Below are 20,291 nucleotides of genomic sequence, written 5' to 3' on the forward strand. Positions count from 1 at the left end.
CCGCCCACGGGACGTGCGGCGGGCACCATCAGGGCTTTTCCACATAGGCCCGGGCGGCCCGTGACCGCGCCGGTTTGATGGGCGCATGCTGGGCCCATGAAACCACCGGTCCTGCTTGCCGCGCTGCTGCTGCTTCCTGCGTCGGTCTCATCCATCCCGCAGCCGTTGTCCTACAGTCCGCGGGGGCCGGGTCCTGCGCCGGCAACGCTCCAGGCGCTTCCGACGGCGGCGGACGATGTAGGTGCCTCCGTTGCCCGCCCGTCGTGGGACTGGCCGCTGGCACCCCGCCCGCCGGTGCTGCGCGGCTTTGACCCGCCGCCCAAACCGTGGCTCAGCGGCCACCGCGGAGTGGACCTGGAAACCGCGGGTCCGGCGGCGGCAGTGGTGTCGCCTGCGGCCGGAACTGTCAGCTTCGTGGGTGTGGTGGTGGACCGGCCGGTGATCACCATAGATCACGGTGCCGGCCTGCGGAGCAGCTTCGAGCCCGTGGACAGCACCCTGGCGGTTGGCAGTACCGTGACGCAGGGGCAGGTCATCGGCACCGCACTCCCCGGCCACTGCCCGGCCGCCGGTTGTATCCACTGGGGCGTCCGGCAGCGCGAGGAGTACGTCAATCCCCTGCAGTTCGTCCTGGACCTGAGGCCTTCAGTCCTGCTGCCGCTGCACGGAACGCCCTAGACGATGGCCGAGATTCCGGTGATGGCGCGCCCGGTGACCAGGGTGTTGATCTCGGCCGTGCCTTCATAGGAGTAGATCGCCTCAGCGTCGGCGAAGATCTTCGCCATGCCATAGTCCGTGACGATGCCGTTGCCGCCAAGGATGCCCCGCCCCAGGGCCACGCTCTCGCGCATCCGTTCGGTGGTGAAGGCCTTGGCCAGGGCCGACTGCTCGTCCTTGGCCAGTCCGTCATCTTCGAGCTGGGCGAGCCGCACCATCATCCCCATGGAGCTGACGGCGTTGCCAAGGATCTGCACCAGCTGGTTCTGGATGAGCTGGAAGGATGCCAGCGGACGGCCGAACTGCTTGCGCTCCACGGCGTAACTCCTGGCGACGTCGAAGGCCGCCAGCTGCTGGCCCACAGCCTGCCATGCGACGGCCAGCCGCGTTACCTTCAGGACCTTATTGACGTCGCGGAAGCTGTTCGCATTGGCGAGCTTGAAGAAGTCCGGCACCACCACGTCCTCGAGGACAATGTCGGCGTTCTGTACGGTGCGGAGGGAGATCTTGTTCTCGATCTTGGTGGCACTGAAACCCGGCAGGGTGGTGTCCACGAGGAAGCCCTTGACCTGGTTGTCAGCGACGTCGCGGGCGTAAATGACCACCCAGTCGGAGAAGGTGGCGTTGCCGATCCAGCGCTTGGCGCCGTTGAGGATCCAGGCATCGCCGTCCCGGCGGGCCGTGGTGCGGGTACCGCCTGCCACATCGCTGCCCCCAAGTGGTTCGGTGAGGCCGAACGCGCCGATCTTCTTCAGCGCGTAGATGTCCGGCAGCCACTCCTCCTGCTGTTCCTGGGATGCCAGCGCTTCGATGGACCCCGTGAAGAGTCCGTCGTGGACCCCCAGGAAGGTGGCAATGGAGGCGTCGGCGCGGGTCAGTTCGGCATGGACCAGACCGGCGAAGAGGTTGGAATGGCCTTGGCGCCGGACAGGGCTGACGAGGTCCACGTCAGCGAGCTTGGGGATGAGGTCCAGGGGGAACTCCCCCCTGTTCCAGCAGTCCGCGGCGATGGGGCGGACCTCGCGGGCCAGGAAGTCGCGGACCTCGGCCAGGCGGTCCTGCTCCTTGGCGGACAGGAGCTGTTCGAAAGCGTAGAAGTCGCCGTCCGCGTAGGGAAGGTCATGGGGGTCTGCAGCAGGAGTGGACATGGTTGCCTTCCGGGGATCAGCGTGCTTTGCCCACTGACGGGGCGCAGTAAGTTACTCGTCAGTAACATACCGCAGATCCGGCGGTTAGGAAAGGGAAGCATGATCACAGCAGAGTCCCTCAGTGGGGGCAACCACCTACCGGCCGGCACAGGGAAAAGGGGTTTAACGCAGAAACCGCGGCCGGACGTTGATTGTCGGCCGCGGTTTCTGCGTTTCTGCCCGCCGTTCCTCACGGCGCAGTAGGGCTACTCGGACTTGAACCGAGGACCTTAGGATTATGAGTCCCGCGCTCTAACCAGCTGAGCTATAGCCCCAAAAATACCCCGGGCCTTCCGCGCGGGGCGCGGCGGCAGGGCAGGAACACTCTAGCAAATGCCGGGGTGCTGTCAGACCACCATGTCCTCGTACCGCGCGCCGCGGTACAGGTCCTCGAAGGTTTGCAGGGTGCCCTGGATGCTGTGCGGCTCCACCATCTGGCGGCTGGCCTGGCCCATGGCTTCCTGCTGGTCCTTGGGAAGCTCCAGGATCTGGGTGAGCTTCTTGGCGAGGTCATCGCTGTCATTGGGGGTGAACAGGTAGCCGTTGTGCCCGTCCCGGACCAGGTGCGGCAGTGCCATGGCGTCGGCCAGGACCACCGGGGTGGATGCGGACATGGCCTCGAGCGTCACCAGCGACTGCAGCTCGGCCGTTCCCGGCATGCAGAAGAGGTCCGCCTGAATGTAGGCCTTCCGCAGGTCGTCGTCGCTGGCGAGGCCCAGGAACTTCACGCGGCTCCCCAGGCCGAGGCGCTGCACCAGTTCTTCGAGCGCCGGCCGTACCTCGCCGCCGCCGACAATTTCCAGGTGCACGTTCAGTTCCGGCGGGGTCTTGCCGATGGCCTTGATCAGCACGTCCACGTGCTTCTCCTCAGCCAGCCGGCCCGCGAACAGCACCGTGGGGTGTTCGTGCGGTTCAATGGTTTCCCCCGGCTGTACCTCGTAGGCGGCGGAGTCGATGCCGTTGGAGAGCGGCAGCACCTTGCGCAGGAACGCGTGCTCATGCATGGCCTTGGCCGCCAGCGGAGTGGGCGTGGTGACCACGTCCGCCTGGCCCATGACCTTGCCCATGTCCTTCCAGGAGATCCGTCCCACGATGTCCTTGAACCACTGCGGGAACGGCAGGAAGGGGTTGAGGTTCTCCGGCATGAAGTGGTTGGTGGCGACGATCCGGATGCCGCGCTTGACTGCCTCGTAGAGGACGTGCTCGCCAATCATGTAGTGGCTTTGGATATGCACCACGTCCGGCTTGACCCGGTCGAACAGCAGGCTGATTTCCTTCTTGATCTCCCAGGGGAGGCAGATGCGGAACGTCTCGTGCGTGGGCACGCTGTGCGAGCGGAGCCGGTGTAGGGTCGCTTCGTCGCGGAACTCGGAGTAGCTCTTGCCCTTGCCGTCGCGGCAGGCCAGGACATGGACGTTGTGGCCCCTGCCGGTCATGCCCTTGGCGAGGCGGTAGCCGAACTGCGCGGCGCCGTTCACGTGGGGCGGGTAGGTGTCCGCGGCGATCAGGATGGTCAGTGGCTGGTCGGCTGGCGTGGTCACGTGGCGGGCTCCTGATGGTCACGGTGCGGACAGCGTTAACTGTCTGCACGGCTGGCCGCCGGCGTCGGCGCGGCTGGGCCTCATGGGCTGGATGGCTGGTGGGCGGATGGGGGCTAGTGGGACGGCCTGCCCGGGGACTTCCGTGCGTCTTTCTTGCGCTTGGTGACCTCGGGATGGTGCCGCGAAAGGGCGATAACCCCAACGATAGCAAGGAGCGCGGCGGTTGCCATGGCAATGGCCATGACGGCGTGGACGTCGGGGCGCAGTTCACCCAGGATGACGATGCCGATGGCGATTCCCACCATGGGATCGATGACCGTCAGGCCGGCGATCACCAGGTCCGGCGGACCCGAGGAGTACGCGCTCTGCACGAACCAGGACCCCAGGCCGCCCGCGGCGATGATTGCCACCACGGAGTACCACTGCACGTTCAGCAGGAACAGTCCGTTGGGGTCCAGCAGGTGCTTGCCGATGATCCGGGTCAGCACCGCAACGAAGCCGAACAGGACACCGGCGCCAAGGATGTAGATGAAGGCGTTCATCCGGTGCCTGAACATCACGGCCAGGGTCCCGAAGAGGCCAACCGCAAGGGCGAGGAGCAGCACGATGGTCAGTTCGTCCTCAGGGCTGACGTGGTGGTTTTCCTGTGTGACGTTGACCGCCAGGAGGACGAACAGCGCCGACCCCGTCACGCAGGCAGTAATGGCCACCACCGTGGCGCGGTTGATGGTGAGGTCCTGGTCCCGCGCGTTCACGATGGTGGTGATCACCAGTGCGATGGCGCCGATCGGCTGGATCACGGTCAGCGGTGCCGACACCAGGGCCACAGCATTCATGGCCATCCCGGCGCACAGCAGCAGCAGGCCGAACACCCAGCGGGGATTCCGCAGCAGGCGCAGGAATCCGTTCGAACTCAGGGCGAGTCCCCCGGTATCGGCCTTCACGGCACTGCCCTGGCGCTGGGCTCCCAGGGCGAGGCAGAACGCTCCCAGCACGGCGAGGAGGACGGCCATCCATATCATCAGGAGGTCCCGCCGTCGGGCGTTGTCCGGGTCCTGCCCTTGCGCAGCATGGCCCAGACATAGTTGTAGGCGGCGATCCAGTGCCCCACCAGGCCCAGGCCCAGCACAATCCATGCCGCCACGAAGAGTGCGTGGGAAAAGCCGGTGTCCAGCCGGGAAAGAACCAGCATGGGGGTGCCGAGGAGCAGCAGCCCGGTGCGCACCTTCCCCACCGTGCTGACGGGGAGGTCAGGGTGGCCGCGGAAGAGCGAGAGCGTCAGAGCGAGCAGGACTGCGTCGGGGACGACCAGCGCCGCCAGGTAGAGCCAATGCACGACGCCGGCAATCACCAGTGTGACGGCTACGGCCAGGAGCGCCAGCCGGTCCGCGATGGGATCCAGGACCCGGCCCAGCCGGGAAGCCTGGTCGAACCGGCGGGCAACGTAGCCGTCCACCCAGTCGGTGCACGCCATGACCGCCAGGACCACCACACCGGCGCCGTATTCCTTTTGCGCCAGCACCAGCCAGATGAAGAGAGGAACCCCCATGAACCGCACCACAGTGAGCAGGTTGGGGATGGTGAACACGATGTCGTGGTCAACCTGGGGGCGGTCCGGACGGGAACCGGCACCAATGAACTTCACCTGTCCCCCTTCCTGTTGCCGCCCTGCGGCGTGGTCCTGCCGGACAGTGGCCTGCCGGCGGTAGCTGTGCCGCCCGCCAACTCGTGGCCCGGAATGTTGATGAAGCTGCTTGCCCGGGCGCTCCCGCCCGGCCGGTTGGTCCTAGTAGGTGCGGATCAGCTTCCGCAGCAGGACCACCAGGAGGGTTCCCGCGGCAGCCAGTGCGGCCAGCGGCTTCCACCGGTCCTGCAGCCCGCCGGAGGATTCGGACAGGCCAGCGAGCTTGTGGGCTGCCGCGTCCTTCCCTCGCCCGGCCAGCGCCTGGCCCTGACGGGCCTTTCCCTGGGCAACCTCGAGCAGGTACCTGCCCTGGGTCTTGACGTCCAGTTCCGTTCCCAGGTTGTCGCGGACCTGGGTGAGGTGCTGGCGGCGCTGGTTCAGGCGCCGGGACAGTTCCGGCTCCGAAGCGTGCGGGAATTCCTTGTCGTGCTCGGCGGCCTTGGCAGCCTTCTCGGCCTTGGCCTTCGCCGCGGCCTCTTCCTTGGCAGCCTTCGCGGCCTTGGCCTCGGGGCTTGCCGGGTCCAGCACGGCCGGGTTGAAGGCAGAGCCTTCCTTGGCCACGCCGATATCGTGCTTGATGCCGCGGATGGTTTCTTCCGGCAGCAGGGGCATGGCCTTCTTGAACCTGGCCATGCCGATGAGGCCTCCCACCAGGGCGATCAGCAGGAACGCGGCGGAGACCAGCAGTGCCGCCAGCCAGGCGGGCATGATGGTGGCCAGGCCCATGATGGCCGCAACAATCAGTCCGACCACCAGGAAGGCCAGGAAAACCAGGGCAACAGCGAAGAAGGCGGCCGCGACGCCGACCTGCACGCCTTTGCGCTTGAGTTCGACCTTGGCGAACGCGATCTCGTCGCTGATCTGGCGGGGCGCCAACCTTGCAAGGAGCTTGACCGTTCCGGGCAGCGCGGTGATGCGCAATCCGGGTCTGGTCTGCCCGCTGTGACGTCCGCTCATCGGTTCCGCCTAACTGGTTTGTGTGCTCGATCCGGCATCGTTTGTCCCGGGAAATGTGCACAGGCACAGTCCCCGCCACAAAACTACCATTCAGGTTCAGGGCGGACTTCGGGGCTTGCCGGGCGGCACTGATTACAACGCTGCAAATCGTGGGGTGCCGGGCCTAGGATGGACATCCGTGACCACAGCTTCCAATCCGGGCGACCTGCTCAGCCCCCGCCGCAGACTTTTGTACATCTTCCTCCTCGGTGCCCTGACCGCCTTGGGGCCTTTCACGATCGACCTGTACCTGCCGGCTTTCCCCGCCCTGGAGGCCAGCCTTGGCGTTACGGAGGCGCAGGTCCAGCTCACCCTGGCAGGGACCACCCTGGGCTTTGCGTTCGGCCAGCTGGTGGTGGGTCCGTTCAGTGACAAATTTGGCCGCAGGAACCCCTTGATCCTGGCCACCGCCCTGCATATCGCGGCGTCGATCGGTGCGGCTCTGTCCACGGATATCACCACCCTGGGGATCTTCCGCGTGCTCATGGGTGTGGGCGCTGCGGGCGGCGGCGTGGTGGCGATGGCCATGGTCCGTGACCTGTTTTCCGGCTACGCCATGGTGAAGATGTTTTCCAGGATGGCACTGGTCAACGGCCTGGCACCCATCCTGGCGCCGGTGATCGGGTCGCAACTGCTGCTGGTGATGCCCTGGCCCGGAATCTTCGTGTTCCTGGCCTCCTACGGCACCCTGGTGATCGTGGCAGCGCTGGTCCTGGTCCGTGAAACGCTGCCGCCGGAGAAGAGGGGACAAAGCGGCATGACGGCCCGGCAGCGCTACCGGGTCCTGTTCAGCGACCGGATCTTCGTGGGCCTGCTGATGGTGGCGGGCCTGAACTTCGGTGGACTCTTCACCTACCTCTCGGCCTCGCCGTTCCTGTTCCAGGGCGTGTTCGGCTTCTCAGCCCAGGAGTACGGGCTGCTCTTCGGTATCAACTCGCTGGGCATCGTGGCCGGCGTGCAGACCAGTTCGAGGCTGATCAGGCGGGTGCCGCCGCAGTGGATCCTCGCCGCCGCAACGGCCTGGATGTTCCTGATGGCCCTCCTGATCGTGGTGTTCGACCTCCTGGGCTTCGGCCTGTGGGGCGTGATGGTGCCGCTGTGGTTCTACATTTTGGGAACGGGGTTCATGTTCCCGTGCGTGCAGGTCCTGGCGTTGGCGAACCACGCCTCCCAGGCGGGCACCGCCGCGTCCCTGCTGGGCGCCGCCACCTTCATGATGGCCGGGCTGATCTCACCCGTGGTCGGATGGCTGGGCATCACCAGCACCAGCATGGGGGCGGTCCAGTCTGTCTGCATCCTGCTGGCCATGGCAGCCCTGTGGCTGGTGGTCCGCCCACGCACGGTCCCGGCCATCGCCTGACATGATGAGGGCATGAAACACCTGCCGCACAGGAATGGACGGGGACTCTTCCTCGGCGCGGTGCTGGGCGCCGTCGCGGGTTACTTCGCGGGCCGCGCCGCCGGCAACGCGGCGATGGGAATCATCCTTGGCTCACTGGCTGGCGCGGCGCTGCTGTACCGGGTCGATCCGGGCGGGCGGAACCGCCGCTGAATCCCGCCTGGACGGCATCTGCAGCAATTGCCGGAGGCAGTAGCCGCGTGGCTGTACCGGGCCAATTGGCTGCGCGATAAAATGTGTCCGTGCCCAGTTGGCAGGATCGCCCCCAGCTACCGGCCACATGGCAGCGATGCGATGCCCGGATCCTGCCTCTGTGGTGGGACCGGGCGTGCGTGCAGATGGGCGAGCAGTCGGCCGCCCTGTACGCCGCCGGGCTCTTCACCGAGGACCGCCGCAGGCCCATCGCCCAATGGTTCAACCCCGCGTTCAAAGCCGCGCTGCTGGTGGCGCCCGAAACCTCTCCCGAGTGGCCCGTGCAGCGGTTCGGCATCTTCTATGCACCCCCGGATGCAGGCTTCGTGCGGATCCACTCTGCCCCGCATGAATGGAGCCCCCGGCAGCCCCGCAAGTCCCCCACCGAGCAGGAAGCGTTCCTGGCTGCGATAGCCGAGGCAGAGCGGTTCCTGCAAGTTGAAATGGACTTCGTGTGAGGAGGCAAAAAGCCCCCGTCCTCCAGTGGAGGACGGGGGCTTTTCAGTGCAAGCTCCTCCTGCTGGACTTGAACCAGCAACCCTTCGATTAACAGTCGAATGCTCTGCCAATTGAGCTAAGGAGGAATGAAGCAGGTACGACCTTAGCAAAGGATTCCGGCAAAAGTGAAATCGGCGGAATCCCCTGCCATCGAGCTCCTGCCGGAAGGGAAAAAGAGCCAAAAAAATCCCCGTTCCGGAAGACCGGAACGGGGATTGGCAGCTCCTCCTGCTGGACTTGAACCAGCAACCCTTCGATTAACAGTCGAATGCTCTGCCAATTGAGCTAAGGAGGAATGAAGCGGGTATTAGCCTAGCAAACACCCCGGCTGGAAGCGAAATCGGCGGACGGAACCGGCATCAGGCCAGGCACCACGCCAGGCATCAGGTCAGGCATCGGAGCGCAGGGACCTGCGTTCCATCTCCAGCATCATCAGCTCGCGGTTGAGCCGTTGGAACGCCTCAGGATCTGCAGCGGGATCGAGCCGCTGGAGCTGGCCCATCTTGTCCGCCTTGACCCGGGTGATCTGCAGCTCGAACAGGCGGGACAGGATGTCCCGGCAGTACTTCTGCACACCCTCCTCCGTGCTCGCCGGCAACGGCACCACCGCCAGCTCGGACACCAGCGCCCGCAACGGCTCCGGGACCTCGTGCATCACATGCTCAACCCAGCGCGCAGGATCGGTCACCATGCCCGGGCCGGTGGCGCGCATGGCGTCATGGACCGCCTGGAAGGCCGGGGTGGCAAACCTGGCGGCGGCGAAGCGGTCCCAGACGGCCCCGGAGAGCAACGCCGGTTCCTGCAGCGCCACCTCCACCGCCTGGCGCTCCATGGAGGCCACAGGGTCCCGCGGGTCCGGGCGGTGATAGGACGGGACGGCGCCCGACGCCCGTCCGGCAGCAACGCCGGGCCCGCCGGCTTCTGCGGGCCTTCCGGCAGCCTGGCCGCCCTGCTGCGCCGCAGCCGTCCCGGCACCTCCCTGAGGGCCCGCAGATGCACGTTTCATGGCGACGGCCACGGCCCTGTTCGCCTCTTCGACGGACATGCCCAGCCATCCCGCCAGTTCGCGGGCGTAGGCGGGCCTGATGCCGGCGTCGCGGATCTGCGCCACCACCGGAGCGGCTTCGCGCAGCGCTGCGACGCGGCCTTCCACGGTGTCAAGGTTGTGGCGCTTCAGCGACGCCCGGATGGCGAATTCGAAGAGCGGCCGGCGGCTGCTGATCAGGGCCTGGACGGCTGCGTCCCCTCGGGTCTGCCGAAGGTCGCACGGATCGGCGCCGGTGGGTTCCACGGCCACGTAGGTCTGCGCAGTGAACCGCTGGTCCTCCTCGAAGGCACGCAGGGCCGCCTTCTGGCCGGCGGCGTCGCCGTCGAAGCAGAAGACCACCTCTCCCCCGGTGCCGTCGTCGGACAGCAGGCGCCGGGCGATCTTGATGTGCTCGGTGCCGAACGCCGTGCCGCAGGTGGCTACCGCCGTCGTAATTCCCGCAAGATGGCAGGCCATCACGTCGGTGTAGCCCTCCACCACCACCAGCTGGCGCTCCTTGGCGATGCTTTTCTTGGCGAGGTCGATGCCGTAGAGGACCTGGGACTTCTTGTACAGCGTGGTCTCGGGGGTGTTGAGGTACTTGGGGCCTTGGTCGTCCTCGTAGAGCTTGCGCGCGCCGAAACCGATGGTGTCACCGGCGATGTCCTTGATGGGCCAAATGAGGCGTCCCCGGAAGCGGTCATAGATGCCCCGGTTGCCCTCGGAAAACATCCCCGTGAGCTTCAGCTCCGCGTCGGTGAAGCCGCGGCCGCGCAGGTGTTTGAGGAGTGCGTCCCAGCCCTGCGGGGCGTAACCACAGCCAAAGTGCTCGGCGGCAGCGCGGTCGAACCCGCGGCCGAAAAGGAAGTTCCGTGCCTCGGCGGCGCCGGGGGTCAGCAGCTGGGCCCGGAAGAATTCATCGGCGATCTTGTGGGCGTCCAGCAGCCGCTGGCGCCGCCCCACTTCCTCACGGTTGGGCCCGGTGCCGCCGTCCTCGTAACGCAGCTCGTAGCCGATGCGGGCGGCAAGTTTCTCCACTGCCTCGTGGAAGGAACTGTGGTCCTGCTTCTGCACGAAGGCGATGACGTCGCCGTCCTCGCCGCAGCCGAAGCAGTGGTACCGGCCCACCTGCGGGCGGACCGTGAACGACGGCGAGCGCTCGTCGTGGAAGGGGCACAGGCCTTTGAAGGTCCCCAGCCCGGCACCCTTGAGGGTGACGTAGCCGTCCACCACTTCCTTGATGTCCGTGCGCTGGCGTACTTCGTCGATATCTTCACGTTTGATCAGGCCAGCCACAGAGTAATCCTAGTCCCGTGGACTGACCGCCCGGCCCGTCGTGTCATTCCGCTCACCACAGCGAGGGCAGGCTCCCCACGAGGCGCTCGTACATGGCCAGGGCGGATCCGTCGGTCAGCGACGCCACCTGGTCGATCACCACGCGCAGCCGGGCACCGTCGTCCCCGGCATCGCGCCAGTCGGCGGCGAACATCGGCTCCAGGTTCCGGTCACCGGTGGCGCTCAGGGCGGTGACCAGGGCGTGCAGGACCTCGCGCTGGCGTTCGTAGATGGGTTGCCGGTGTTCGGTGGTCATGACGAACGTGGTGGCCATGCCCTTCATGACGGCAATCTCCATGACTGTCTCGTCCGGAACCATGAGCTCGGCGCTGTAGCGGGTGAGCCGGCCTGGCCCGTAGACCGAGCGCGTCGTTTCGAGGGCGCTCTGGCAGAACCGGCCGATGAGCTGGCTGGTCATGTTCTTCAGGGCGCCCATGGACTTGCGGCTGCCGTCCGCTTCCCGCACCCAGACGTCGGTTGCCTCCAGGCGGGCCAGTGCGGCGTCGATGGCGGCGGGGTCGTTGTGCGGCAGGTACCACTGCTTGGCGTAGCCCACCACGCGGGCGCGGTGGTCCGGGTTGTCCATCCACCGCAGCTGGAAGTGGCCGGCAACAATGGCGTCCTCCACGTCGTGCACGGAGTAGGAGATGTCGTCGGCCAGGTCCATCACCTGGGCCTCAAGGCAGGAACGCCGCTCGGGCGCACCCTCCCGGATCCAGTTGAAGATGGGGAGGTCATCCTCGTAGGCACCGAACTTGCTGGTGCGCCGGCCGTGGATCACCGGCGCGTCGAGCGCGGACCAGGGATATTTCGACGCCGCGTCCAGGCTGGCACGGGTGAGGTTCAGCCCGGCGGGATGGCCCCCGGCGGTGAGGACCTTGGGTTCGAGCCGGGTGAGGAGCCGGAGGGTCTGGGCGTTGCCTTCGAACCCTCCGATGCCATGCGCCACCTCGTTCAGGGCGGACTCCCCGTTGTGGCCGAACGGCGGGTGGCCGAGATCGTGGCTCAGGCACGCGGTGTCCACCACGTCCGGGTCGCAGCCCAGCGCACGGCCCAGTTCGCGGCCCACCTGGGCCACCTCGAGGCTGTGGGTGAGGCGGGTCCGGACGAAGTCGTCCGTGTCCGGGGCCACCACCTGGGTCTTCGCTCCCAGCCGGCGCAGGGCCGATGAGTGCAGCACCCGGGCGCGGTCCCGTTCAAAGTCCGAACGGTAGGTGCTCTTGGGCGGCTCCTCCACCCAGCGGGCGGAGTCCCGGGAGCCATAACCGGAGGACGCTCCGGCCATGGCGGGGCCGGCGGGTGATTCAGCCACGGGAACCTCAGCCACCGGAAACGTCCAGTTCGGCCGCGGCGATGTCCCGCGACTGTGCATCGTTCAGCGCCCGGGAATCCAGCCAGTCCTTGGGCAGCGCGGGCCGCTTGGGTGACCCGGCACGTCCACGGGGGCCTTCTGCGTCGCCGCCGGGGTAGGGCGAGTCCAGGTCCAGCTCGGCGAGGGTGTCACGGAGCACTTCAAGGCTGGTTACCAGGGCCAGCCGGGTGCGGAGTTCCCCGCCCACAACGTAGCCCTTGAAGTACCAGGCGATGTGCTTGCGGATCTCCCGCAGCGCCTTGCCCTCGTCGCCGAAGGTTTCCACCATCAGTTCGGCGTGCCGGTAGACGCCCTCGGCCACCTGGCGCAGGTTGGGGCGGTGGCGGACGTCGCTGCCTTCGAACGCTGCCTGGAGGTCGCCGAAGAGCCACGGCCGGCCCTGGCAGCCGCGGCCCACCACCACGCCGTCCACGCCGGTTTCGCGGACCATGCGCACCGCGTCTTCGGCGGACCAGATGTCGCCGTTGCCCAGCACCGGGATGTCCGGCAGGGCCTCGCGGAGGCGGGCGATGGCCGACCAGTCCGCCTGGCCGGAGTAGAACTGTGCCGCGGTGCGGCCGTGGAGCGCGACGGCGGCAACACCGGAATCGCGGGCGATCCGGCCGGCGTCGAGGTACGTGAGGTGGTCATCGTCGATGCCCTTGCGCATCTTGATGGTCAGGGGGATGTTGCCCTTGGACGCTTCCCGCACGGCGGTCTGCACGATCGCGGTGAAGAGGTCGATCTTCCACGGCAGGGCGGAACCGCCTCCGCGGCGGGTGACCTTCGGGACGGGGCAGCCGAAGTTCAGGTCGATGTGGTCCGCGCGGTTTTCTTCCACCAGCATCCGGACGGCCGCGCCCACTGTGCCGGGATCCACCCCGTAGAGCTGGACGGACCGGACTTTCTCGTCGTCGTCGTGCGAAATGATCCGGAGGGACTCGGGAGTCCGCTCCACCAGCGCGCGGGACGTGACCATTTCCGCCACGTACATGCCGCCGCCGTATTCGCGGCACAAACGGCGGAAAGCGGAATTGGTGATCCCCGCCATGGGGGCCAGGATTACCGGCGTGTCCACGGTGAGGGGACCCAGCTTCAGGGGCGGGAGTTCCAGCCGGGCGGTGGATGGGGTTGCTGCAACAGTCACTGTTCCATTGTTGCAAATCCGGCCAAATCGGGTGCCCGCACCAGTGCCGATCGGTCCTGTTGCCGGACTGCCCGCGGTGTTAACGTGGCCCCGATCGGGTCCGCCCGGGCCCGGCTGACCAGGAGGAGTAACGATGCTCTCAGACACCTCACTGCCGGTGGTCAAGGCGACGCTGCCCGTCGTCGGGGAGAACATCCGGGAGATCGCGTCACGCTTTTACACCCACATGTTCCAGGAGCATCCGGAGCTGCTGGACGGCCTGTTCAACCGCGGGAACCAGGCGGACGGGCGGCAGCAGCAGGCACTGGCCGGTTCCGTGGCCGCTTTCGCCGGGTTCCTGGTGAACGACCCCACGCACCTGCCGGACCATCTGCTGTCCCGGATCTCGCACAAGCACGTCTCGCTCGGGCTGGCTCCGGACCAGTACCAGGTGGTGCATGACAACCTGATGTGGGCCATCGTGGATGTCCTGGGCGACGCCGTCACGTCCGAGGTGGCGGCGGCCTGGGACGAGGTGTACTGGCTGATGGCCAACATGCTGATCAACAAGGAGCGAGGGCTGTACGACGCGGTCCGGCTGGGCCCGGAGACCATCTGGCGCACCTGGCGGGTGGCCGAGAAGATTCAGGAGACCGACGACGTGGTCAGTTTCGTCGTGGAACGCACTGACGAACGCGCGGTGAAGCCCTCGCTGCCGGGCCAGTACGTCACCATCCGGATGGAGATGCCCGACGGCGTCCTCCAGCCCCGCCAGTACAGCCTCACCCAGGCCGACGACGGCCAGCACCGGCGGTTCGCGGTCAAGCGCGTCCGCGGCGACGGAACAGCCGCCGGGACACCCGACGGCGAGATGTCCACCCTCCTGCACGACCACGTCAACGTGGGCGACGAGGTGACCCTGTCTGCCCCGTTCGGCGACGTGGTGCTGGAGTACACGGACCGGCCGGTGGTGCTGGCGAGCGCCGGCATCGGCATCACCCCCATGGCCGGAATGCTGTCCCATCTGGTGAAGGCCGGCTCGCAGCGGAAGGTGGCGTTCCTGCACGCCGACGACTCCCCCGGGTCCTTTGCGCTGCGGAACCAGGTCACGGCGGACATCGCCGCCCTGCCGGATGCGTCCCTTAACGCGTGGTTCCTCAACGGGGACGGCGGCGGGGACGATGCAAACGTGCACACGGGTTTCATGAACGTCCGCGACGTGAAACTGCCTGCCGACGCCGAGTACTACCTGTGCGGTCCGGTGGCCTTCATGCAATCGGTCCGCAGCGCCCTGGTGGGCCTGGGCGTTCCGGCCAGGGACATCCAGTACGAAGTGTTCGGCCCGGACCTCTGGCTGGCCGACTACCAGTAGGAGCCGTCAGCCGCGGTCGGCCCTGCGGCCCCGGCGGGTGGGAAGAGTGGCATCACCGGAGCCGTCGGCGTCGGCGCCTGATACGGGGGTGCTCGCCGGGTGTTCCGTAGCCCTGCGGGACCGTGCTTCGAGCGCCGCTGCGGCCAGCGCCCCCGTGTCCTCGACGCCCTCTGAAGGCAACCGGCCGCCGTCGTCCGTCCACTCCTTTGCTTCGCGCTGCCGGAATCCGGATGGCGCTGTCCGCGACGTGCCCGGCGCAGCGTTGGCGCCGGCAGCGGTTACGACGGCGGGAGGCGCCTGCCGGATACCGGTGGCCTTGACCACCAGCACGGCGATGAGGGTGGTCACCGGGATGGCCAGCACCAGGCCGATCGAACCGACGAGGGTCCGGATGACCTCCTCGGAGAGTTCGGCGCTGGTGAGGGTCTCCCCCAGCGGCCGGTCGTACAGCATGACGATGATGAGGATGGGCAGGGCCGCTCCGGCGTAGGCGAACGCGATGGTGTACACGGTGGAGGCGATGTGGTCGCGGCCGATCCGCATGGCCGACGTAAACAGCTTGCGTGCGCTGCTGTTGGGCGCCAGTTCGTAGAGTTCCCAGACGGCTGAGGACTGGGTGATGGTCACATCGTTGAGGACGCCCAGCCCGGAGATAATCAGTCCGCACAGGATCACCCCCGAAATGGAGATGTTCGCCGAGGTGTTGATCAGGGTGGTGGCGTCGTGGTTGCCCACCCCGGCGAGGTTCGCTGCGCTGGTGGCCCACCAGGCCAGGAGGGCCGTGATCGCCAGCCCGAACATCGTGCCGAGCAATGCGGTGGAGGTCCGGGCGGAGAAACCGTGGGCGAAGTACAGCACCCCGATCATGATCACCGTGGATCCCACCAGTGCCAGCAGCAGCGGCGGCTTGCCCTCCACCAGTCCGGGCAGCATGAAGCTGGCCAGCACGAAGTAGGCGCCCACCAGGCCGATGAGGGCCCGGAGTCCGCGCCAGCGGGCGACGGCGATGACCACGAAGGCGTACAGGATGGCCAGCAGGACAATGGGCAGGGTCCGGACGAAGTCCACGAAAATGTACGCCGGCGAGCCCTGTGTGGAAGCCGCGCCCTGGGCATTGGAGAGGTTGAGGTAGCGGATCCGGTCGCCGGGCTTGACGCCGTGCGATGTGGCAACGTCAGGGTTGATTACTACCTTGACGGGGCTGCCGCCCTTGTCCGGTTCGGTGAACGCGAAAGTGCAGTTGGACCCCTGGGGCTGCTGGCCCGATCCCTGCTGGGGCCGGCCGCCCTGCCCCTGCTCCTGGGTGGCCACGCCCTGCATGCAGTTTTCCGTTGCCACATTCTTGATGGTCCCGGTATCGAAGGTCACTCCGGGAGCCGTCGAGTAAGGGTTGGCCAGCGAGATCCCGTCCTTGCTTCCGGACGGCCAGAGCATGGCCATCCCGGCGAGGGTGAGCAGTGTGATGGGGATCAGGATGGCGGCGAGGATACGGTTGGCCTTCCTGCGGGCAGCCATCGCCTGGGCCGTCGGCTCCGAATGATCTGTGGAAGCGTGGGAGTGTCCTGCGCCCATCAGCAGTTGAACCTCATACGTTGAACTCTACGTGGGGCACCGTAGGGTTGATAAATGGACCATTCGGACTTGGAGGTACCGGCGTGGGCAACCGTGGCATGAAGGATAACGGCGGGGTGCAGACCGGGCAGCGGCCTGTGGTTCCCCTGCACCGGCCTGTACTGAACGTCCTGGCAGCGTCCGGACCAACGAGGGCCGTGGCTTTGGTGCTGCATGGCGGCAAGGCCCACAGCCGGGAACCCGTGGAGGCCCGCCACCTGAGTCCCGCCAGGATGGTTCCCTTTGCCCGGCACCTGCACCGCGCGGGCCGCAAGCACGGGCTGGCCGTCTGGTCCCTCCGTAACAGCGTCCGCGGGTGGAACGGCAACGACATGTCGCCGCTGCAGGATGCGAAGTGGGCGCTGCAGCAGATCGGGGAAAGCCACCCCGGGGTTCCGGTCTTCCTGGTGGGGCACTCCATGGGCGGCCTGACCGCCGTCTGCGCCGCGGACCACCCGCAGGTGGAAGCAGTAGTGGCGCTGGCCCCATGGCTGAGCCCGGAAACGCCGGCGGAGCGCGTTGCCGGCGTCAAGGTCCTGATCGTGCACGGGACCACGGACCACATGACCAGCCACCGGCAGTCATTGGCGTTTGCACGCCGCGCCAGCGCGGACGCGGACAGTATGCAGTACGTCTCGCTCAAGGGCGTTGGCCATTTCATGCTTCGCAAGGTCAGGATCTGGCACATCCTGGCCACCGGATTCGTCATCCGGGCTTTTGCCGAGAGCACCGGCGCCCCGGTGCGGCCGGCCCGCGCCTTCGGCCAGCTGCTGCCCGAAGGGTCAGTGCACGTAACCCTGTGAGCCGCAGCAACGTCAACGGGACCGGAGGGCGGGGCCTCCCTGCCATCAGTCGCGTGCCCCCGGAAGGAGGCAGCCATGCCCTGGCGACCGGCGCCCCATGACCGTTTCTACCGGCTGATCGTGCGCACCGGGCTGTTCCTCCGGTGGGCTTTCCGGGTAAGGGTCATCAGTACCGGAACCGGCCACCTGCCTCCCGCGGGGCTGCGCAGCGGGGTGTCCCGCGCTGTGGTCCCCGGCACCGGAGCGGTTTTTGCCGTCACGCACTTCGGATACCTGGACTTCGCCGTCGCTGAACTGCTGGTTTGGAAGCATGCGCGGGCGCAGCTGCGGTTCCTGATCCACCAGGGTGCGGCCGACCATTGGTTCGCGGGCCCGGCGGTCAGCGCCAGCGGCCATGTGGTGGTGGGGTACACCGGCCGGGCCGGCGCCTACGACGAGGCCGTCGCGAAGCTGCGTGCCGGCGAGTACCTCGCCGTCTTTCCGGAAGCTGGCGTGAGCCGCAGCTTCACAGTGCGCGGCTGCAGGACCGGTGCGGTCCGGATGGCGGCCGAAGCCGGAGTGCCGGTGATTCCCGTGTCCGTCTGGGGTGCGCACCGCCTGTTGACCCGCGGCCACGGATTCTCCCTGCGCCGGGCCTGGCGCGCACCGGTGCGGATCCATGTGGGCAGCGCGGTGACCTTTGCGCCGGATGTGGATGCCGGGGCGGCCACGGCGTCCCTGCGGGACATGCTCCAGGACGGGATCGACCGGTGCATCGCCGACTTTCCGCTGCAGCCGGAGCCCCGGGCCTGGTGGATGCCGGCGCGCCTGGGCGGGGGCGCCCCCACCGAGGCCGAACGGAAAATCCTGGACAGAGACGACGAAGCCCGCGGCCGCCGTCGTGGTCCCCCCAACTAGGTCGCAGCAAATGTCGGAATGGAGCCGCATAACGACATCTGCTGCGACCTAGTTGGGCTGCGGGCCGGGATTGCCTAGTCGGAGACCACCAGGGTCTCCGCCGCGGCCAGCCGGGCCTTCCCGCTGTCCAGCAGGGGTTCGACGGCGGCGCGCAGGGCGGCCATCGAATCGTCGAGTTCCAGCATGACCGGGTGCTGGTACGCAGTGAGGGACAGCATGTCCCGGACGGCCTCGGCAGCGTCGTCGGCTGCCAGGGCAGGGTCATGGCCCACGAACACGTCCGTGGGTGCTCCCGGAGCGGCAGCATCCTGGCCCCCGAGCCCCTCACCGGCGTCCGCCGCGTCCGGGGTTGCCGGGGCGGCGTAGCTCACGGCGAACGCCCGGATGCGGCCCTTCTTGCTGGGGGCCACCCCCTGGCCGAACGCCGATTCGGGCTGCGCCCGGAGGACGATGGCGCCGTGGGCTCCGGTGAGTTCGTCCAGGAACAGCTTCTGCACCTGGCCAACGGACAGCACTCCGGGCGAATCCCAGTCATGGATGGCGGTGTAGTAACGGCCCACCACGTCGGTCAGTTCAACCGATCCGGTGGCCAGGTCCATCACCACATCGGATCCGGCGTTCTCGCCGCTGACCGGCCGGCCGCCATGGTCCGTGTCCGGGAAGACCGGCAGCTTCAGCGCGCCCGGCTGCACAACCACCAGGCGCGAGCGCTGGATGGGCGCGAGGCCGGCGGCCCCGGCAAAGGCGGCACCCGGGGTGGCGGGCTCCACCTTGGCACGGAGCTTGGCCACGCCCGACGGCGCGTTGGCGGCTTCGCGGCGCAGCATGGCCAGGAGCGTGGCACCGATGCCGGCACGCCGGTGGTCCCGGGCCACCTCGATGTAGCTCCACAGGCGTTCCGGGTGCAGCGCCGCTTCATAGACGACGCCGGCGGCCACGGGGATGCCGACGCCGTCGATCACGTCTTCGGCAACGATGCAGCGCCGCCACGGCAATCCGCCGGTCCCGTTCGAGGACGGTGCAAGGGCGCTGCGGAACTGCCGGGCCTGCGCGGTTTCCGGGCCGCCCCAGATCTCCAGGAGGGCGAGGTCGTCACCGTCGCGCCATTCGCGGTATTCGATGGCCATGGCTAGGCGCCGATCAGGCGTGCGGCCAGGTAGCCCTCCACCTTGTCCAGGGAGACCCGTTCCTGGCTCATGGTGTCGCGTTCGCGGATGGTCACGGCCTGGTCCTCGAGCGTATCGAAGTCCACGGTGATGCAGAACGGGGTGCCGATCTCATCCTGGCGGCGGTAACGGCGGCCAATGGCACCGGCGTCGTCAAAGTCGATGTTCCAGTTCTTGCGGAGCTGGGCAGCGAGGTCCTTGGCCTTCGGAGACAGGGCCTCGTTGCGGCTCAGCGGCAGCACGGCAGCCTTCACCGGAGCCAGGCGCGGGTCCAGCTTGAGCACGGTGCGGACGTCGACGCCGCCCTTGGCGTTGGGTGCCTCATCCTCGGTGTACGCGTCGATCAGGAACGCCATGAAGGAGCGGGTCAGGCCGGCGGCAGGTTCGATCACGTACGGGGTGTAGCGCTCGTTGGTGGCCTGGTTGAAGTAGCTCAGGTCCGTGCCGGAGGCCTTGGCGTGGGTGGAGAGGTCGAAGTCCGTGCGGTTGGCCACGCCTTCCAGCTCGCCCCATTCGGAGCCTTGGAACCCGAAGCGGTACTCGATGTCCGTGGTGCCCTTCGAGTAGTGGCTGAGCTTCTCCAGCGGGTGCTCGAAGAACCGCAGGTTCTCCTCACGGATGCCCAGGCCGGTGTACCAGGCCATGCGCTCCTTCATCCAGTACTGGTGCCACTCTTCGTCGGTTCCGGGCTCGACGAAGAACTCCATTTCCATCTGTTCGAACTCGCGGGTGCGGAAGATGAAGTTGCCCGGCGTGATCTCGTTGCGGAAGGACTTGCCGATCTGGCCGATGCCGAACGGCGGCTTCTTCCGCGAGGTGGTGAGGACGTTGTTGAAGTTCACGAAGATGCCCTGCGCGGTTTCCGGGCGCAGGTAGTGCAGCCCCTCCTCGCTGGCAACCGGGCCCAGGTAGGTCTTGAGCAGGCCGGAGAATTCCTGCGGTTCGGTCCATTCGCCGCGGGTGCCGCAGTTGGCGCAGGCGATGTCCTTCAGGCCGTTTTCCGCCGGGCGGCCCTTCTTTTCCTCGTACTCTTCTTCGAGGTGGTCCGCGCGGTACCGCTTGTGGCAGGACAGGCACTCCACCAGGGGGTCGGAGAAGACATCAACGTGGCCGGACGCTTCCCAGACCTGCTTGGGGAGGATGACCGAGGAGTCCAGGCCCACCACGTCTTCGCGGCCGCGGACCATGGACTGCCACCACTGGCGCTTGATGTTTTCCTTCAGTTCGGCGCCGAGGGGCCCGTAGTCCCAGGCTGAACGCGAACCTCCGTAGATCTCACCGGCCTGGAACACGAAGCCCCTCCGCTTGGAGAGGGAAATGACCTGGTCGAGGACGGATTTTGCTGCCATGGGGGTAACTCCAATTTCTACAGGGCCGCTGGGTGCGGTC

At 67.3% G+C, this 20,291-nt stretch carries 18 protein-coding genes and 3 tRNA genes; 7 read left to right on the forward strand and 14 right to left on the reverse strand.

Annotation, left to right across the window (positions count from 1 at the left end; translation table 11 throughout):
* The first annotated feature begins 96 nt into the window (after positions 1-96).
* Positions 97-678, forward strand: coding sequence for a M23 family metallopeptidase (locus OVA06_RS11495; RefSeq protein ID WP_268158377.1), 582 nt, complete (start codon positions 97-99; stop codon positions 676-678).
* Here OVA06_RS11495 and OVA06_RS11500 read toward each other — a convergent pair.
* The 6 genes from OVA06_RS11500 to OVA06_RS11525 all read right to left on the reverse strand — a co-directional run bounded on the left by OVA06_RS11500 (position 675) and on the right by OVA06_RS11525 (position 6,086).
* Positions 675-1,865, reverse strand: coding sequence for an acyl-CoA dehydrogenase family protein (locus OVA06_RS11500; protein ID WP_268158379.1), 1,191 nt, complete (start codon positions 1,863-1,865; stop codon positions 675-677). The two genes, OVA06_RS11495 and OVA06_RS11500, sit on opposite strands and share 4 nt — an antisense overlap.
* Positions 1,866-2,105: 240 nt before the next feature.
* Positions 2,106-2,179 (reverse strand) — tRNA-Ile (locus OVA06_RS11505).
* Between the two features lie 72 nt (positions 2,180-2,251).
* Entirely contained in the window at positions 2,252-3,445 is a 1,194-nt protein-coding gene (locus OVA06_RS11510; RefSeq protein WP_268158381.1) for a glycosyltransferase, read from the reverse strand.
* A 113-nt stretch (positions 3,446-3,558) separates the two neighbouring features.
* Positions 3,559-4,467: a DMT family transporter gene (locus tag OVA06_RS11515; protein ID WP_056083506.1), complete on the reverse strand. Its 909-nt coding sequence runs from the start codon at positions 4,465-4,467 to the stop codon at positions 3,559-3,561.
* On the reverse strand, positions 4,467-5,090 hold the full coding sequence (locus tag OVA06_RS11520; protein ID WP_261619604.1) for a CDP-alcohol phosphatidyltransferase family protein: 624 nt from the start codon (positions 5,088-5,090) through the stop codon (positions 4,467-4,469). The genes OVA06_RS11515 and OVA06_RS11520 overlap by 1 nt, the downstream gene beginning before the upstream one ends.
* A 141-nt stretch (positions 5,091-5,231) precedes the next feature.
* On the reverse strand, positions 5,232-6,086 hold the full coding sequence (locus OVA06_RS11525) for a phage holin family protein (RefSeq protein ID WP_268158384.1): 855 nt from the start codon (positions 6,084-6,086) through the stop codon (positions 5,232-5,234).
* A 178-nt stretch (positions 6,087-6,264) separates the two neighbouring features.
* Between OVA06_RS11525 and OVA06_RS11530 the strand changes: the two genes are divergently transcribed.
* The 3 genes from OVA06_RS11530 (at position 6,265) to OVA06_RS11540 (ending at position 8,174) form a co-directional block, all read left to right on the forward strand.
* Positions 6,265-7,485 carry a multidrug effflux MFS transporter gene (locus tag OVA06_RS11530; RefSeq protein WP_268158386.1) on the forward strand — a complete coding sequence of 407 codons (1,221 nt, stop codon included), beginning with the start codon at positions 6,265-6,267 and terminating at the stop codon, positions 7,483-7,485.
* 12 nt (positions 7,486-7,497) lie between these two features.
* Positions 7,498-7,677: a hypothetical protein gene (locus OVA06_RS11535; RefSeq protein WP_268158388.1), complete on the forward strand. Its 180-nt coding sequence runs from the start codon at positions 7,498-7,500 to the stop codon at positions 7,675-7,677.
* 89 nt (positions 7,678-7,766) lie between these two features.
* Positions 7,767-8,174, forward strand: a complete 408-nt coding sequence (locus OVA06_RS11540; RefSeq protein WP_056083688.1) for a hypothetical protein — start codon at positions 7,767-7,769, stop codon at positions 8,172-8,174.
* A 53-nt stretch (positions 8,175-8,227) separates the two neighbouring features.
* Here the strand turns inward: OVA06_RS11540 and OVA06_RS11545 are convergent.
* The 5 genes from OVA06_RS11545 to dusB all read right to left on the reverse strand — a co-directional run bounded on the left by OVA06_RS11545 (position 8,228) and on the right by dusB (position 13,074).
* A tRNA-Asn gene (locus OVA06_RS11545) sits at positions 8,228-8,300 on the reverse strand.
* 136 nt (positions 8,301-8,436) lie between these two features.
* Positions 8,437-8,509 (reverse strand) — tRNA-Asn (locus OVA06_RS11550).
* 93 nt (positions 8,510-8,602) lie between these two features.
* The gene (gene dnaG, locus OVA06_RS11555) at positions 8,603-10,537 is read right to left on the reverse strand and encodes a DNA primase (RefSeq protein WP_261619602.1); all 1,935 of its coding nucleotides are present in this window, start codon (positions 10,535-10,537) and stop codon (positions 8,603-8,605) included.
* A 52-nt stretch (positions 10,538-10,589) separates the two neighbouring features.
* Positions 10,590-11,861, reverse strand: coding sequence for a deoxyguanosinetriphosphate triphosphohydrolase (locus OVA06_RS11560; RefSeq protein WP_268160766.1), 1,272 nt, complete (start codon positions 11,859-11,861; stop codon positions 10,590-10,592).
* A 34-nt stretch (positions 11,862-11,895) separates the two neighbouring features.
* The gene (gene dusB, locus OVA06_RS11565; RefSeq protein WP_268158393.1) at positions 11,896-13,074 is read right to left on the reverse strand and encodes a tRNA dihydrouridine synthase DusB; all 1,179 of its coding nucleotides are present in this window, start codon (positions 13,072-13,074) and stop codon (positions 11,896-11,898) included.
* A 133-nt stretch (positions 13,075-13,207) separates the two neighbouring features.
* Here dusB and OVA06_RS11570 point away from each other — a divergent pair, with 133 nt between their 5' ends.
* Entirely contained in the window at positions 13,208-14,425 is a 1,218-nt protein-coding gene (locus OVA06_RS11570) for a globin domain-containing protein (protein WP_268158395.1), read from the forward strand.
* Positions 14,426-14,431: 6 nt separating this feature from the next.
* On the opposite strand, the gene OVA06_RS11575 is transcribed toward OVA06_RS11570, so the two are convergent.
* Positions 14,432-15,997, reverse strand: a complete 1,566-nt coding sequence (locus OVA06_RS11575; RefSeq protein WP_268158397.1) for a YibE/F family protein — start codon at positions 15,995-15,997, stop codon at positions 14,432-14,434.
* Positions 15,998-16,095: 98 nt separating this feature from the next.
* Here OVA06_RS11575 and OVA06_RS11580 point away from each other — a divergent pair, with 98 nt between their 5' ends.
* Together OVA06_RS11580 and OVA06_RS11585 are read left to right on the forward strand one after the other, a co-directional pair.
* Positions 16,096-16,839 carry an alpha/beta hydrolase gene (locus tag OVA06_RS11580; protein ID WP_268160768.1) on the forward strand — a complete coding sequence of 248 codons (744 nt, stop codon included), beginning with the start codon at positions 16,096-16,098 and terminating at the stop codon, positions 16,837-16,839.
* A gap of 75 nt (positions 16,840-16,914) precedes the next feature.
* Positions 16,915-17,736, forward strand: a complete 822-nt coding sequence (locus tag OVA06_RS11585; protein WP_268158399.1) for a lysophospholipid acyltransferase family protein — start codon at positions 16,915-16,917, stop codon at positions 17,734-17,736.
* A gap of 74 nt (positions 17,737-17,810) precedes the next feature.
* Here OVA06_RS11585 and OVA06_RS11590 read toward each other — a convergent pair whose 3' ends face one another.
* Both OVA06_RS11590 and OVA06_RS11595 read right to left on the reverse strand, forming a co-directional pair.
* Positions 17,811-18,863 carry a GNAT family N-acetyltransferase gene (locus OVA06_RS11590; protein WP_268158401.1) on the reverse strand — a complete coding sequence of 351 codons (1,053 nt, stop codon included), beginning with the start codon at positions 18,861-18,863 and terminating at the stop codon, positions 17,811-17,813.
* Positions 18,864-18,865: 2 nt separating this feature from the next.
* Positions 18,866-20,251 (reverse strand): glycine--tRNA ligase, encoded by a 1,386-nt coding sequence (locus OVA06_RS11595; RefSeq protein ID WP_056083544.1) that lies wholly within the window; start codon positions 20,249-20,251, stop codon positions 18,866-18,868.
* Between the last annotated feature and the right edge of the window lie 40 nt (positions 20,252-20,291).

The sequence above is a fragment of the Pseudarthrobacter sp. SL88 genome (genome assembly GCF_026672455.1).
Taxonomy (GTDB): Bacteria; Actinomycetota; Actinomycetes; order Actinomycetales; family Micrococcaceae; genus Arthrobacter.

Bases quoted from the DNA above. Each gene is read 5' to 3' on its own strand.
- OVA06_RS11495 (WP_268158377.1), top strand. From the start codon at position 97: ATGAAACCACCGGTCCTGCTTGCCGCGCTGCTGCTGCTTCCTGCGTCG.
- OVA06_RS11500 (WP_268158379.1), bottom strand. From the start codon at position 1,865: ATGTCCACTCCTGCTGCAGACCCCCATGACCTTCCCTACGCGGACGGC.
- OVA06_RS11515 (WP_056083506.1), bottom strand. From the start codon at position 4,467: ATGATATGGATGGCCGTCCTCCTCGCCGTGCTGGGAGCGTTCTGCCTC.
- OVA06_RS11525 (WP_268158384.1), bottom strand. From the start codon at position 6,086: ATGAGCGGACGTCACAGCGGGCAGACCAGACCCGGATTGCGCATCACC.
- OVA06_RS11535 (WP_268158388.1), top strand. From the start codon at position 7,498: ATGAAACACCTGCCGCACAGGAATGGACGGGGACTCTTCCTCGGCGCG.
- OVA06_RS11560 (WP_268160766.1), bottom strand. From the start codon at position 11,861: ATGGCCGGAGCGTCCTCCGGTTATGGCTCCCGGGACTCCGCCCGCTGG.
- OVA06_RS11570 (WP_268158395.1), top strand. From the start codon at position 13,208: ATGCTCTCAGACACCTCACTGCCGGTGGTCAAGGCGACGCTGCCCGTC.
- OVA06_RS11575 (WP_268158397.1), bottom strand. From the start codon at position 15,997: ATGGGCGCAGGACACTCCCACGCTTCCACAGATCATTCGGAGCCGACG.
- OVA06_RS11580 (WP_268160768.1), top strand. From the start codon at position 16,096: ATGAAGGATAACGGCGGGGTGCAGACCGGGCAGCGGCCTGTGGTTCCC.
- OVA06_RS11585 (WP_268158399.1), top strand. From the start codon at position 16,915: ATGCCCTGGCGACCGGCGCCCCATGACCGTTTCTACCGGCTGATCGTG.
- OVA06_RS11590 (WP_268158401.1), bottom strand. From the start codon at position 18,863: ATGGCCATCGAATACCGCGAATGGCGCGACGGTGACGACCTCGCCCTC.
- OVA06_RS11595 (WP_056083544.1), bottom strand. From the start codon at position 20,251: ATGGCAGCAAAATCCGTCCTCGACCAGGTCATTTCCCTCTCCAAGCGG.